Below are 13,731 nucleotides of genomic sequence, written 5' to 3' on the forward strand. Positions count from 1 at the left end.
TTCCATGAATATGAATATAAAAACAAAGTTGACTTATGGGATAGGACTTTTATTTGTCCTGATCACTTTATTAGGTGGATTGGCTATAAAAAACATTCATAATGTATCGGATGACACGCAGAATATCCTAGCGGATAATTATAATTCACTCCTTTATTCCCGTCAGATGCTCGAGTCACTGGATGCCATTCGGGAAAATCCGAATGCCCGAAAAGAGTTTGAGGCCGGGTTGGAAGCTCAGAAAAAAAATCTGACAGAGAAGGATGAAGACATACTGACCAACCGATTAAGTTCGAACTGTGAAAAGGCGTTGGATGACATGGATGATGAATCGATTCGGCAGATACGCCAGACGATTTATACCATTATGGCAGTCAATATGTCAGCCATTTATGAAAAGAATGAAGTGGCTGTCCATACGGCGGAAAGGTCTCTCTTTTGGATCTGGACGGTAGGGATTGCTTGTATCGTGATCGCCTTCCTCTTTCTGGCTCGCCTGCCACGCTCGGTCAGCGTACAGATCCGGAAATTGACGGATGGCATCAAGGAAATCACCAATGCCAATTACAGCAAACGGCTCAATTTGGGTAATGAACCGGAGTTTAAGGAAATAGCCACGTTGTTCAACGAGATGGCCGAGCGCTTGGCCGAATACAGGAACAGTTCGCTGGAAGATATCCTGCAAGGGAAAAAATATATAGAAACAATTATCAACAGCATTGCAGAACCTATCATAGGCTTGAGTAAGGAACGGAAGATTTTGTTTGTCAATGACGAGGCTTTGACTGTTTTGAATTTGACACGGGAAAACATTATCGACAAACCGGCTCCCGAAGTGGCGTTAAAAAATGATCTGCTGCGCCGTTTGATCCGCCAGTTGGTACATCCCGATGACAATAAGGATCCGTTGAAAATCTATGCGGACAACAAGGAAAGCTATTTTCAAGTAAAATACATCCCGATCAACGTTAACAGGCAGACTGGACTGGAGGGTAAGTATGTCGGGGATGTGATCCTGTTGAAGAACGTGACCGAATTTAAAGAAAAAGATATTGCAAAGACAACTTTTATTTCAACGATCTCTCATGAACTGAAGACACCGATATCGGCTATCATGATGAGCTTGGAACTGCTGGAAGACAATCGGATCGGAAAACTGAATACAGAACAGGAGAGCCTTTCCAAGAACATAAAGGAAAATAGCGACCGTTTGTTGGAGATCACTGGCGAATTGTTGAAGATGTCACAGGTAGAAAGCGGTAAGCTCTACCTGAATCCGAAGATTACCAAACCGATCGAACTGATCGACTATGCCATCAAGGCGAACCGGGTACAGGCCGAGCGTTTTAACTGTCAGATCGAAGTGGAGTATCCTGAAAAGATCACCAAATTGTTTGTCGACAGCGAGAAAATTGCTTGGGTTGTGACCAACCTGTTATCGAACGCCATCCGTTATTCGTCGGAGAACGGACGGATTATCATCGGTGCACGACAGATCGACAAAGCCGTCGAGATCTATGTCAAGGACTTCGGAAAGGGCATTGACTTGCGTTACCACGAAAGTATTTTCGACCACTATTTCCGTGTGCCGGGAACAAAAGTACAAGGTAGCGGTTTGGGACTTGCCATCAGCAAGGACTTTGTGGAAGCTCATGGTGGTACGATCCGTATCGAAAGCGAAGTCGGTAAAGGTAGCACGTTCGTGATCAGATTCAATGTATAAAAAGTAAAATCAAAAATCAGATAGTCTAATGAAAGTATTAAAATTTGGTGGTACTTCAGTCGGTTCTGCCCAGCGGATCAAGAATGTCGCATCAATCATTTGCGATCAGGAACAGAAAATAGTAGTACTCTCTGCCATGGCAGGGACAACAAACTCTTTAGTGGAGATATCTGAGTGTTTCCATAAGAAAGATCCGGGAAAAGCCAATGCGATCCTTTCTGCTTTGGAACAAGCTTATGTCAATCATATAGAAGAATTATACCAAAGCGATACCTACAAAGAAAGGGCCATGCAATACATGCTTGAACGGTCTCAACATGTCTGGTCTTTCTCTAATATGCCTTTCAGCATGTTCGATGAAAAGGAAATCTTGGCGCAGGGTGAGCTAATATCAACCTTTCTGATGACCTGCTATCTGGAAGAACAAGGAGTGAAGGTAGTTTTATTGCCTGCGTTGAACTTCATGCGAATTACAATGGACAATGAACCGGACATGGAATATATCGCTAAACACCTAAATACACTTTTGGAGCAAAACAAAGAGGCAGAAATATATATTACGCAAGGTTTCATCTGCCGGAATGCTTACGGCAGCATTGACAACTTGGAAAGAGGAGGAAGCGATTACACCGCCTCTCTAATTGGAGCGGCTATCCAAGCAGAAGAGATACAGATATGGACGGATATTGACGGGATGCACAACAACGATCCACGGTTTGTCAATGACACCGCTCCTGTTAGGCAGTTGAACTTCGACGAAGCCGCTAAGTTGGCACATTTCGGTGCCAAGATACTACATCCGACTTGCATCCTGCCTGCCAAGGAAAAGAACATACCGGTACGCCTCTTGAACGCATTGCAGCCAAATGCGTCGGGTACATTGATCTCGAATACGGCGGAAAAGGGTGCGATCAAAGCTGTTGCCGCCAAAGACAACATCACGTATGTCAAGATCAAGTCGCTCCATACGATACCGACACCTCATTTTCTGAGCATCGTGTTTGATACGTTCTATAATTACAATACGCCGGTGGACATGGTGACCACTTCCGATATCGGGGTTTCCGTAACGATTGATGATGACAAGCATATAGACGAGATTGTGGGTGTATTACGGAAATACGCAACGATTACAGTCGAAAAGAATATGGTGATTGTTTGTGTTGTTGGTGACCTAGAATGGCAAAATGTCGGTTTTGAGGCACGCATCATCAATGCATTGAAAGATATTCCCGTACGGATGATTTCATACGGCGGAAGTAGTAGTAATGTATCGTTGGTGATGAAAGCGGAAGATAAAGTGCATGCTTTGAAGGCGCTTAGTGAACACTTGTTTTCCGTATCAGACAAACCTGTGTTATCATCCGTTTCTTAAAAGAAAATTAAGATTAATAGTTGAGCATATTTGTTTTTTGATTTGTTTTAGAAATGAAGCAGAAGCAGTCTTTTTTTGTAGAGACTGCTTCTATTTTTCGGTAATAAACAATGAAAATTCTTCTGTGTATTGACAGGTGGAAAATTTGGTATAAACTGTCCCCCCATTGTCCTATCTAAAGAGTTCCCCAAAATCCAATTTAAATTGCCCCACCAAAAAAACATTAAAAGAGTTACAGAATCAGTTCATAATTCTACATTAATCTATTAAATAGACAAAACAGATAGTATTCCCAATAAATCAATCAGCATGAACAAGTTTTGTCAAGGAGGTGTGCGACTTGTTTGTCATGGGAAGCTCCGGTACAGGAAAGAGCTACATTGCCACAGCCTTGGGATACAGAGTCTGCCAGAAAGGATTGAAAGTGCTGTATGCCAATACTTCCAGACTTTTAGGGCAGTTGAAGGCCACCAAGGTAAAAGGTAGCATCCTGTAGGAGCTGAAAAAGATAGAAAGGACGGATATGCTTATACAGGATGATTTCGGCTTGCAGCCGTTGGACAACGGAAGCAGAATGCATCTGATGGACATCATCGAAGACCGATATGGTAAGAAATCAACACTGATTGCATCACAATTGCCGGTCAAAGACAAGTATGATGTCATCGGCAAGGAGACAATAGCCGGCGCAGTCATGTACAGAATAACTCACCAAGCCGCAAGAATTGAGCTGCACGGAGAGTCCTTACGCAAAATTTGCGGGAAGAAATGAATGACTATATTGGCAGTAAATAAAAATTACAAACCCAGCACAAATCGAAAGCTAATGAACTGATTATATGATGTTTTTTTTGTATTTTAGGAAAAATAAATCGGGGGTCAATTTAAGTTGGATATTGGGGATCTGTTTCATTCGAGTTTCCAAGTTGTCGTTATACTCCTTGAACACATTATATAATGTTTTGAAAGTTTCGTCCTTTCCCTGATAGCGGTTTACTATGGCACGTGCGGAGACAATCTTTTCCTCCAATTCCAAGTCTTGGTAAATCTGATAGAATTTCACACGCAGAGGTACTTTCCCGTTTTTAACGTTTTACTACGCTTAATGAAGAACAACACGCTGAATATTTCTCTTTCCATACAGCTCAATTTTTAATGATACAAAGTTAGGAAATCGAACCGAGAACCCGGTTATGTAAAATAGATCAATGTGCTGTAAAAAAACGAAGTAGCACTTGTGCTGTGTAACATTTTAGGCTTTCTAAAACTATCCCCCGAATAAGGATGTATAGTTTGCTTTAGTCCCACTTATTTTGCTTATTCTTGGAAATGAAAAATCCCTGAATTTCTTTGAAATTCAGGGATTTACATCGTTTTTCTTTTCTTAAAAGTGGTGCCACCAGCAAGAGAACTATTATCTTCTCTCTGTTGATTATCACCGTTTTATAGTTTCTTTCAATTGGAAATCCACATGATTTAGCACACGATTATGTTTTATCGTTTTGCTCGCTATAAGAACGATCGCTTGTGCAAATGTGAGAAAAATATTCTATTTAACCAAAATACAACACGTTTTTTATAAGCTATTCTGTAATCAATTTCTTGTTAAGTCAATCCAGAAATGATACATTGTAAAATATCCTTCATGGTTTTCATATGTATGGGTGGAGGTATATTCATTTATTTTATTGGTTAAAATCAATGGTGAATCATTAGGATATTCATTCAATATTTTATCGTTGATGATTTTAAGCCATTCTTCAATCGATTTATTCTCAATATATGCAAACATTCCATTATTGTTCAGATGTTCATCACCGTGGAATCCTAATTTATAACGTTGTATTCCTCCAGACGCGTTGTTAGTTGTACTATTTCCTGTTACGTATTCTTCTTTGTTTTTATAGCGAGGCATTGGAAGTCGCTTTGCTTCGGCGTAGAATATGCGTGTATATTTGTCGTCATTCAAATAGAAGTATATATCCTCTTTTCCTTTGCCATCTTCTCGTTCATGCTCTTTTTGTACACCAATTTTTACTTTACGCACAGTGTTTGTTAAGCCAATAACATTAAAAGCATCAACTAATGATTGGGTGTTTATGCCTTCTCGTGTTTTTCGATTAAGTACACTACTCCTCTGTTTTAGCCCTAGTCTAATTATATAAAGAATATCATCTATATATTTATGAGAATGGTCTATATAGTCAAATTGCATAATTTAATATCCGTTTTTAAACATGTCACTTTTAGCATTTTCCGCATCTCGATACGCTATGGTTTGCATCCAATATTTAGTCTTATTTGGCTTAATCAAACTTATCTGATTATTTTTTCCATAGTATACTATAATTCTATTTATTGTCAGTGCATTATTGAAAATTTCATCGTAGAAAATTTTATCAAATTCTATTTTGTTTGAATTTGTAAGTATACTCTCTATTTCTTTCTTGTTATTGGTATGTTCAAATGTTGTCCATACATAATCGTCATTAATTATCTGTCGTATAGCCCGAAATTTGTACTCTCCATCTTCATATGTTAAGTTAAGTATTTCACAAAAAGCATCACAATAATTAGATAATAAATTGGGATTGATTTTATTGAAAATAACTGATGATGAATTGTTTAGATTGTCAGACAACAATAATGTATCTTCTATAACAGATTTCTCAATTCCATCCATTTGCTTAAATGGGATAGGATATCCTTCATTATCTATGTTTATAGGAAGACTTAATATATCGTTACCATCAATAGTATAGCTATTACTTTGTTGTATAAAAATTTTAGGGGAACTTGCTTTTATTAATAACATATATAAATTTCTATTCGCAACAAAAGCGGATACAAATTTTTGCATTAACAAATTATTATCACCCTTTAAGCCTAAGACTCCTGGACGAAAGTGTACATTGTACTGAGTATTGTAAGAAATTGGTATCTGATGATTAATGTTTAGCCTAATTAGTATATTAGGAGCATTTAAAACTTCATCAGGTATAGGTCTTCTAAAAATATGCTCTTTTTCTACAAAAATCATATTTCTAGTAATCTTATCTGAAATGAAAAGATCGGAATCAAGGATTTTTTTTTCATACATATCGATCTGTTTATCAGACGAATTATCTTCTCTTGAGCCATTAGATTTTTTCCATTTGTTAGATTTTATGAAATCTTCAATATGCATGAATCCGTTTTGATATTTCTCAAAATAAATTCTTAAATATCCTCCTCCTAATAAATTAATTTTCCATATATAATCTTTGGTATATACAAAATCAATAGGTACATAAAATCTGTCGTATTTATCAATCTGAAAACGTATCGCTCCCTTCTCATTTGCTGATGAATTGCGAACGATAATATGCTCTATTGGTTTTGATGAGTTAAAATATTTATTTGATATTTTAACTGCTATAGTCGCCACCTTCTTTTTGCCCCATAAATGATTGATTAATGGAGTAAAATCATATATTCGTTCTATATTCCAAAAGTAAACAAGACTTTTCCTATATTCAGCAGATGAAGGCATGTATAAAAATGATGACGAAGGCATAACCATAAATAAAGTGCTATCATCATTCTTTAAAAGCTCAGTTAGGCATCTATACAAAAATATTAATGCTGGATTATTATAAGGGAAAGCTTGCAGTTTTCCTCTATAATCTTTGTATTTTTCTTTTGAAAAATCATCATCTTTTTCTATTCTTATATTATTTTCCTGTTCTTCCTTTGAAATGTTGAATGGCGGATTTCCCGCTATAACATCGAATTTGAAAGATACGGATTTATACCATTTAAAAAAACCTAGATTTGTAAGATTTCCATGTTCCTCTAAATTGTCGAAAGTTAATTTGTCCCAAATTTCTTTTGGTCGTATATGACTACAAAGTTCTATTTGCAACGAAGTTGCTGTAATAGATAATGCATCTTCATTTATGTCTACTCCATAGATGCAGTTAAGTAGGATTTTTTTTATATCATTAATAGCTTCCTCTCCCTCAATAAGTTGTTTGTGCTTTTTTAACATCCATAAAGTTATCAGTCTTTTGTATGCTAAAACAAGAAATATCCCTGAGCCACATGATGGATCTAAAATCTTAAAATTTTCAAAATTGATCGATTTATTGAAAGGTAATAATTCATCTATAAGAAGTCTTGCAAGATGTGGTGGTGTGTAATAAGCCCCAGTGCTTTTTTGCTTTCCTGTGACAGAAGTTACAAAGCGTTCATATAAACGGCTAATAAATTCAATAGGAAGAAGGTTGAAATCGTAATAGCGCCATATGGACATTTGCCCATCAATATCTTTATTCCCATCAAGTGCATCGGCGACAATGCTAAAGTCTGCCGCTTGTAACTCTCTTTCTTCCTGTTCGCTAATTTTAAATATCCCTCCGTTAAACTTAGAATTGAGGAATGATAGCAGTCCTATTATATTATTACCTCTTAGAACATCACAAAATGTATAATTATTAAATATAGTATTGTTGTTTCTATCTTTGGTGATAAATTTATCAAAAAAGCAGTCTTCAAATACACTATTTCCGTTATTATCTGTTTGTTCTTCAAGATACTTGATTAGTATAAATTTGACTAAAAGTTTCTTTAATAGTTCTGGTTTACAATTTATTTTTTTACTCTTTTTTAGTATTCTCTTTTCAATGTGGTCTAATAGTTTTTGATACGGTGATACACTAATATAATTAGCAGGTGATTCTTCTAAAATCTGTCCTTCAAATATTCTATTCTTTAAAGTTGAATCGATTCTTTTTATCGCTTGTGATATGCCATCTAAAAAAGAAGGCTCAGATACACTCTTTATTGGATTTCTTGTGTCTATTATTTTGAATCCATCATCATAAACAATGAGAGCAAGTGCTATTTCTCCTAGAGTCCATAGCTGTTTGTTTATTTTAACAAGATCAATTTCTTGTTCTTTGTAAGATGATCGTTGGTCGTATACATATATATATGGAATAGGCTGATTTTCAATAATACTATTGAAGCAATAGAAATAGTTCGCACTTACAATTTTAGCTTGCATCTTGTAAAATTCTAACTGCTCGTCTGTATATGAGGACTTCACTGAATACAGATTTTGTTGGTATTCAGATAGATTCAAAACTTGAAATATTGAACTGTCCTTTGAATTCATATCTAATGTTATAATATTGACTTTCTATGGAAACAAAGATAGTGATTTTTGGTTTTCTATCCAATGAATGAATGAAATAATAAATAATACTGCTGATTATTAGCGTATTACAAGAATAACACAAAGTGGAGTATGAGATTTTTTGAATTAAAATGCTATTATTTATGTAGAAATGATTACAGTCTACGTTTTTTCTTTTTCCGCTTTGGTTTTAGTTTTTGTCTTTCATCATCGATAGGAAAACCTATTTCTGAAGATATAAAAGAAATAGATGAAGCGGATGTTTGATTATTATTTTGATTGAAAGATGGATTGGCTGAAGTATTGTTTTCTTGTTTGGTAGTAATATAGGTATTTGTATTGAAAGTCTGATGATTAGCTTTCTTATTTTCAAGATTGGAAGAAAGAAAGTTTTCTCGATTGTCATCTTGATTGATTTCTTTTTTTCTTTCACTGGGTTGAAAATTTTGTTCCTGTAGTTTAAGTTGTTCGGATATAGAATTATTCTTCATCACGTTACGGTGGTTGAATGATTCTGTCTGCTGGCGATTATAACTGAATAGCCAATCAAATCCTAGCTCTACTTGTAGGAACAGGTTCACACGGTCGAAGCCACCTTTTATTACTCCGTTCTTGGTGTTCTTGTGGTTAGTAAGAGGAGATAGTTTTTTCTTACCTGTTTGATCTTTCCGGCTCACTATCAAATGGCAGTGCATATTCTGTTCATTATCTGAACGGCTACGGTCAAAATGAATTTTCCCGTAAAACTTTATATCTGCTTCGGATAGCCCTTTGTTGAAGTTCTTGGCATATTCAGGAATAAACACTTCCCGAATATAGCGTTTCATGGCTTCGGCTTTCTCCTGTTCGGTGTTCCCCATTGCCCGAAGTTCATTTTCCGATGGGCTAACATGGATAGCGAAAAACTTAGCATCTGTTTTCAATAATTGCCCGATATTGGTATCTATATCTTTTATAACCTTTGATTTGTGGATATTATCATCCGTCAGATTGAAAAAGCCTTCGGTATAGATACCCTTTTCTATTCGTTCTAAATCTTCATGCTCCAAATAATTAGCTAGCTGTCGGCTACTACCGGAATTATTATATGTTCTGTTTGATGGTGGAGCAAAGTCTATATGCATAATCTTATGTGTTTATCAAATTGCTGATTTCTGCTTTCAGGTTCTCTTTCCTTTTGCTATCCATCACCCCACAAGCAGAAAGTTCCGAATAGAGTTGTATTAGGTGAAACAACTTTTTATAATCCCGTTGGTGTATCTGGTAAAGTGCGTTAATCTGTTTGGACTGACTATTTATCACATCGGCATGATTGCCGAACTGTTCGCTTAACTTTTTCAGCACGGCTGTTTGTCTCTCCTGACTGATTTCCAATTGAGAGAGAATAAGAGTTTCCAAAGTTTTGCCGATAGCCTCGAATCGCAAAGCAATAGAATTTGTTACCCGTATCATAGGATTCAGTTGTTCTTCTTCATAGTGACGGATGAAGCGGATAATATCATCTTGCCTCTTATTTATTTTCGCCAGTTCCGATTTTACGGATTCAGGTGCTTCGGATGGGTTGATATGTGCCTTATCTATATACCCGAACGCCAACTTTACAACTTCACTCTTTTTCAGTGAATAGCGTTTGCATATCTTCTCTACCAAAGTTGCCGTTTCTCTGTCGATGGAAACGGTGGTAAAAATAGTTTTCCGACTACTGTTTGGCATGGTAATTACTTTTTTATAGAAATATGAATAGATAAATACCTGATAATAAGCATTGCAAAGAAAATGCTTATTACAGGTGTCATTACAGCGTGTTCTTGTAACACGCTAAAGTCGAAGGCTTTGCCCCGCAGGGCAAGAGGGAAGAACAGGACTTGTCCAGTTCCCTCTTGCTCAATTTAGCGAAACGGGCTGAACCGATAGGTAAAGCAGTTTCTGCTAAATCGGGGTGGTACCATAAATGAATAGCCCGAACACAGGCTTTTTCCCTCTGCTGCATTTTGCTATCAGGGCTGTTTCGCTAACTGATTGGCTTTTTCAAACTGTTTGTAGGTTTGAGAATCGGCATACCCACGAACAAAAGCCCGAATGTCGCTGGCTCTATAGTACGTTTTCCGTCCAATGTTAAAGTAAGGAAGTACACCTTTAGCCCGATAGCGTTGCAGGGTTCTGAAAGATGCTTTTAGCAGAAAGGCTAAGTCTTGATTATCCAATAGCTTCTCATTTTCATCGAATACGGTGTCGGTATTGATAAGAGATTTCAGGTCTTGTCCGATCTCTGTGAGTTTCTTGGAAAGTTTCTCCATCCATTTCTCGAAGTTTTCATTGTCTATATACATTTTGCTTCATTTTTAAGTTCAACATTATTATTTTCAATCGATTGATGAAGCAAAGTTCTGAAAATGGGTGCAAATAAGTTCGGGGAATAGATCACCCATTCCCCGATAAATAATGCTTAATTCTCTGAATGTCTGTATTTTGATTTTATGGAAAATATCCTTCTTCCTTACACTTTTCGATGATTGCGACTCTAAGTTTATCTAAAAAGGCTGTTCGTTTATCAGGTTTACGTTTGATTACCTCTTCTTCTTTTTTATAAATATCACTGAATTTTATGTTAAACAGCTTTTCAAAAGCATTTGCTAAATCACTAAAGTGTATTTCCTTACCATCAACCGTTGTAATGCATTTTAAATAATAAAGTCCACATACAATTTCCATTATGTCGATGTACTTAGCAATATCTTTATTTAGGTGTAAGGTAGATTTCCATCCAGCTTCAATGTTAATAAAGAATTTAGGAAATTCCATTTGATGATGAAGCAAGTCCAGTTCTTTATTAATAAATGAAAGTATCTTATTACATGTTATACTTCTTGCTTCATAACAGAAATCTCTTCTGATTTCTAAACTGTTTCTTAGTGCCTCAAATTCTATATAGGTAAGATTTAGTTCTCTAATCAAAGTTTTGTAATCTGATTCATTATTCAAAAAGGTAATCACAGATTCAACAAATTCTCTATATGCCATAACTAGTTGGACTTCATCAAAATTTTCTTCTGTGCAAGAAGAGTTGAGAAGACTATATATATTTTGATCTGAAAGGCTCCATTTTGGCATAAGTAATCAAACATGTGTTATACGTTTCGTTTATTGCCGTTCATATTTATTCTTTATTCGTTTCAATAGAGAGTAAATGATAATTTTGTGAAATGGTCTAATAAAGAAAAAATACATTCGTCCAAGCCAATTGTTATATTTCACAATAGTAGTGATTCTAAGCTCCTGTTTTCCATCTTTATACTCACCACACCACATTGAAACATGAAAATCCAAGTGACTGTCGGGCATTCCAAAAATCTCTTCATACTGGTTTTTATCGGATACCATATCTGTAAATCTACTCTTTGTGTCCAATCCCAATGGTTTTACAATGGTGTTTCGTAGATTCATTAACCAATCTATCCATTTAGGAAGTTGATTAAAAGCAAGATTGCGAAATTTTTCAGGTGTTATTTTCTGATTACAAACTATTTCCCTTGAATAGGAATCCACATAATCGGCAGGAAGATACTTTTCAATCAAGCCGTTTGTTTGTATATTTTTCATCTTGCTGCTCTTTAAATTTATTGATAACCATATCCTGCAACTCTTTAAACTGTTCCGCTGATAGAGCCGAGCAAACTTGCTGCATACCAATCAGCATGGAATATTGTATTACCGCCAAATCCATTGCTTGTTTAGCTTCTAATCCGGTTGCTTCATTCAGCTTGGCTGCATACTCCAACCTGATACTGTCCGCTTGCACTACATAATCTCGTACAATTGGATTGGAGTACCCCCACGCCCGTATTACACTTTCGTTTCGGATAGAAGCGTATGCTGCCATATCAGCTAATTTCTGCTGTTGCTCTTTGGGAGTGTTCAATTTGTCCACTTCACGAATAAACTCAAATGTGTTTACCTCCAACCAATACCTCATCAGCGCATCCACATAGCCGTCTATGTTTTTGAAATGATGATAGAATGCACCTTTGGTGATTTGTAATAATCCGCATAGATTATCTATCGTTATTCTTGCAAATCCTTCTTTTTCCAAAACTGTTAGTCCTGTCACGAACCACTGCTTTTTATCTACTTTTTTCATAATTCAAATACGTACCGTATAGTATGGTATGCAAATGTAATCACTTTATTAGAATAAACAATAGCTTGCCTGTCTCTTTTATTATCATTTTCTATATTTAAGATACAACTATCTTTATAGCCATTTGATAGGATAGCCGAGCATACGCTTTAGTTCTTCCATTTCTGCACTATGCCACATTTCATGCTTGAAGCACCAAGATAATGCTTCATATTTATTATTAGCTATCGGATGCTTAAACGGAATAGGTTCTAATTGCTCAAATAATATATCATCATTTAATTGTGATAAATTATCTATGCATATTTCGTGAATAGCATCAAACTGTTCTTTTAGCTCATATGCTGGGATCAAGTTTTTTTCTACTGACCTGTGTAGATTTCCCATGCCATTGAAGATTTTCACATAATCAACAATGGGTAACAATTCTGCGACTTTAGTATTTCTTCCTGTGATACATGTGATAGCATGGAAGTTTTGACTAATCATTAAATGCCCAACTTGCCAAGCAAAATTTGAATCAGTGTTTTGAGGAATTGTGTACCACAAATCTTGTGGTATTTCGGAAACCAAACGATTAACAAAGTTCCTCGATTCGATAATCTGTTCTCTTAAAAAATCAATTCTTTTCATTTTTATAATTTTATATACTTATTAGTAAGTAAGTTGTTGGGGCAAAAAAATATTAGATATTTAGTAATCCTTCTTGTATTGACATATATACATCATTTTTTAATACTTTATTCATTTGCAAAGAAGATAGTAATGCAGAATGAACCATAAAAGCCTTTGTTCTTGGTGTTTCCGAAAATGAAAAAGCATTGTTTTTTAAACCATTATCTAATAAAGCTGTAAGCCATTTTAGAATCGTGTTTACCAATCCCTGCAATTCTTTCTGCATGTTTTCAGGTAAAGTGTCATAAGATGGCGAAAGTGAACCAACTATACAAACCCAATGGTTCTTGATAAAACTATCGTGCATATGAATGTAATTGGAAAACTGTAATTTATAATCCAAACTTTCCCATGTTTTAGTTAGCTCGTTGAAAGCATTCAGATTTCTTCTTATTATCTCTACTCCCAAATCTGACTTTGAAGGGAAATAATAATGAATAGCTGCATTCTTTATATTCAACGCTTTAGATATGTCTGCATAACTAAAAGAATTGTAGCCAATAGAGCGAATCAACTCACTCCCTAATCTTATTATTTCATTTCTAGTATCATTCATGACGCAAATATATGCAATTTACTTAGTAGTAAGTATAAAATGGACGATTTTAACATTTTGTATGTTCACAGTGTATAATTTCTAT

12 protein-coding genes and 2 pseudogenes are annotated in these 13,731 nt (G+C 35.7%); 3 read left to right on the forward strand and 11 right to left on the reverse strand.

Features of this window, described 5'->3' with window-relative positions:
• Nucleotides 1–4: 4 nt before the first annotated feature.
• The 3 genes and pseudogenes from ACESPU_RS15985 to ACESPU_RS15995 form a co-directional block, all read left to right on the forward strand.
• A complete protein-coding gene (locus ACESPU_RS15985) occupies nt 5–1,723 on the forward strand; it encodes an ATP-binding protein (RefSeq protein ID WP_158532344.1) in 1,719 nt (572 codons plus the stop codon).
• Between the two features lie 28 nt (nt 1,724–1,751).
• Entirely contained in the window at nt 1,752–3,098 is a 1,347-nt protein-coding gene (locus ACESPU_RS15990) for an aspartate kinase (protein ID WP_057327956.1), read from the forward strand.
• A gap of 328 nt (nt 3,099–3,426) precedes the next feature.
• Nucleotides 3,427–3,870, forward strand: a pseudogene (locus ACESPU_RS15995) (ATP-binding protein); the annotation flags it as partial.
• 153 nt (nt 3,871–4,023) lie between these two features.
• Here ACESPU_RS15995 and ACESPU_RS16000 read toward each other — a convergent pair.
• From ACESPU_RS16000 to ACESPU_RS16050, 11 genes and pseudogenes are all read right to left on the reverse strand, one after another.
• Nucleotides 4,024–4,238 (reverse strand): annotated as a pseudogene (locus ACESPU_RS16000) (site-specific integrase); the annotation flags it as partial.
• Between the two features lie 454 nt (nt 4,239–4,692).
• Nucleotides 4,693–5,313: a hypothetical protein gene (locus tag ACESPU_RS16005; RefSeq protein ID WP_158532343.1), complete on the reverse strand. Its 621-nt coding sequence runs from the start codon at nt 5,311–5,313 to the stop codon at nt 4,693–4,695.
• A 3-nt stretch (nt 5,314–5,316) separates the two neighbouring features.
• Nucleotides 5,317–8,145, reverse strand: a complete 2,829-nt coding sequence (locus ACESPU_RS16010) for a class I SAM-dependent DNA methyltransferase (protein WP_192922572.1) — start codon at nt 8,143–8,145, stop codon at nt 5,317–5,319.
• A gap of 287 nt (nt 8,146–8,432) precedes the next feature.
• The gene (locus ACESPU_RS16015) at nt 8,433–9,401 is read right to left on the reverse strand and encodes a DUF5712 family protein (RefSeq protein WP_158532341.1); all 969 of its coding nucleotides are present in this window, start codon (nt 9,399–9,401) and stop codon (nt 8,433–8,435) included.
• Nucleotides 9,402–9,405: 4 nt separating this feature from the next.
• The gene (locus ACESPU_RS16020; protein ID WP_158532340.1) at nt 9,406–9,990 is read right to left on the reverse strand and encodes a BfmA/BtgA family mobilization protein; all 585 of its coding nucleotides are present in this window, start codon (nt 9,988–9,990) and stop codon (nt 9,406–9,408) included.
• 284 nt (nt 9,991–10,274) lie between these two features.
• Nucleotides 10,275–10,607, reverse strand: coding sequence for a helix-turn-helix domain-containing protein (locus tag ACESPU_RS16025; protein WP_158532338.1), 333 nt, complete (start codon nt 10,605–10,607; stop codon nt 10,275–10,277).
• A gap of 145 nt (nt 10,608–10,752) precedes the next feature.
• Nucleotides 10,753–11,388, reverse strand: a complete 636-nt coding sequence (locus ACESPU_RS16030; RefSeq protein WP_158532337.1) for an RteC domain-containing protein — start codon at nt 11,386–11,388, stop codon at nt 10,753–10,755.
• Nucleotides 11,389–11,418: 30 nt separating this feature from the next.
• Nucleotides 11,419–11,877, reverse strand: coding sequence for a DUF2867 domain-containing protein (locus ACESPU_RS16035; RefSeq protein WP_158532336.1), 459 nt, complete (start codon nt 11,875–11,877; stop codon nt 11,419–11,421).
• The gene (locus tag ACESPU_RS16040) at nt 11,846–12,415 is read right to left on the reverse strand and encodes a TetR/AcrR family transcriptional regulator (protein WP_158532335.1); all 570 of its coding nucleotides are present in this window, start codon (nt 12,413–12,415) and stop codon (nt 11,846–11,848) included. Before ACESPU_RS16040 ends, ACESPU_RS16035 begins: the two co-directional genes overlap by 32 nt.
• A 114-nt stretch (nt 12,416–12,529) precedes the next feature.
• The gene (locus ACESPU_RS16045) at nt 12,530–13,048 is read right to left on the reverse strand and encodes a DinB family protein (RefSeq protein WP_158532334.1); all 519 of its coding nucleotides are present in this window, start codon (nt 13,046–13,048) and stop codon (nt 12,530–12,532) included.
• A gap of 52 nt (nt 13,049–13,100) precedes the next feature.
• Nucleotides 13,101–13,646, reverse strand: coding sequence for a TetR/AcrR family transcriptional regulator (locus ACESPU_RS16050; RefSeq protein ID WP_158532333.1), 546 nt, complete (start codon nt 13,644–13,646; stop codon nt 13,101–13,103).
• Nucleotides 13,647–13,731 lie beyond the last annotated feature (85 nt).

The organism is Parabacteroides sp. 20_3 (assembly GCF_964238835.1).
GTDB lineage: Bacteria > Bacteroidota > Bacteroidia > Bacteroidales > Tannerellaceae > Parabacteroides > Parabacteroides distasonis.

Excerpts from the sequence above, each read along its gene's own strand:
- ACESPU_RS15985 (WP_158532344.1), top strand. The coding sequence starts at position 5 with ATGAATATGAATATAAAAACAAAGTTGACTTATGGGATAGGACTTTTA.
- ACESPU_RS15990 (WP_057327956.1), top strand. The coding sequence starts at position 1,752 with ATGAAAGTATTAAAATTTGGTGGTACTTCAGTCGGTTCTGCCCAGCGG.
- ACESPU_RS16005 (WP_158532343.1), bottom strand. The coding sequence starts at position 5,313 with ATGCAATTTGACTATATAGACCATTCTCATAAATATATAGATGATATT.
- ACESPU_RS16010 (WP_192922572.1), bottom strand. The coding sequence starts at position 8,145 with ATGCAAGCTAAAATTGTAAGTGCGAACTATTTCTATTGCTTCAATAGT.
- ACESPU_RS16015 (WP_158532341.1), bottom strand. The coding sequence starts at position 9,401 with ATGCATATAGACTTTGCTCCACCATCAAACAGAACATATAATAATTCC.
- ACESPU_RS16020 (WP_158532340.1), bottom strand. The coding sequence starts at position 9,990 with ATGCCAAACAGTAGTCGGAAAACTATTTTTACCACCGTTTCCATCGAC.
- ACESPU_RS16025 (WP_158532338.1), bottom strand. The coding sequence starts at position 10,607 with ATGTATATAGACAATGAAAACTTCGAGAAATGGATGGAGAAACTTTCC.
- ACESPU_RS16030 (WP_158532337.1), bottom strand. The coding sequence starts at position 11,388 with ATGCCAAAATGGAGCCTTTCAGATCAAAATATATATAGTCTTCTCAAC.
- ACESPU_RS16035 (WP_158532336.1), bottom strand. The coding sequence starts at position 11,877 with ATGAAAAATATACAAACAAACGGCTTGATTGAAAAGTATCTTCCTGCC.
- ACESPU_RS16040 (WP_158532335.1), bottom strand. The coding sequence starts at position 12,415 with ATGAAAAAAGTAGATAAAAAGCAGTGGTTCGTGACAGGACTAACAGTT.
- ACESPU_RS16045 (WP_158532334.1), bottom strand. The coding sequence starts at position 13,048 with ATGAAAAGAATTGATTTTTTAAGAGAACAGATTATCGAATCGAGGAAC.
- ACESPU_RS16050 (WP_158532333.1), bottom strand. The coding sequence starts at position 13,646 with ATGAATGATACTAGAAATGAAATAATAAGATTAGGGAGTGAGTTGATT.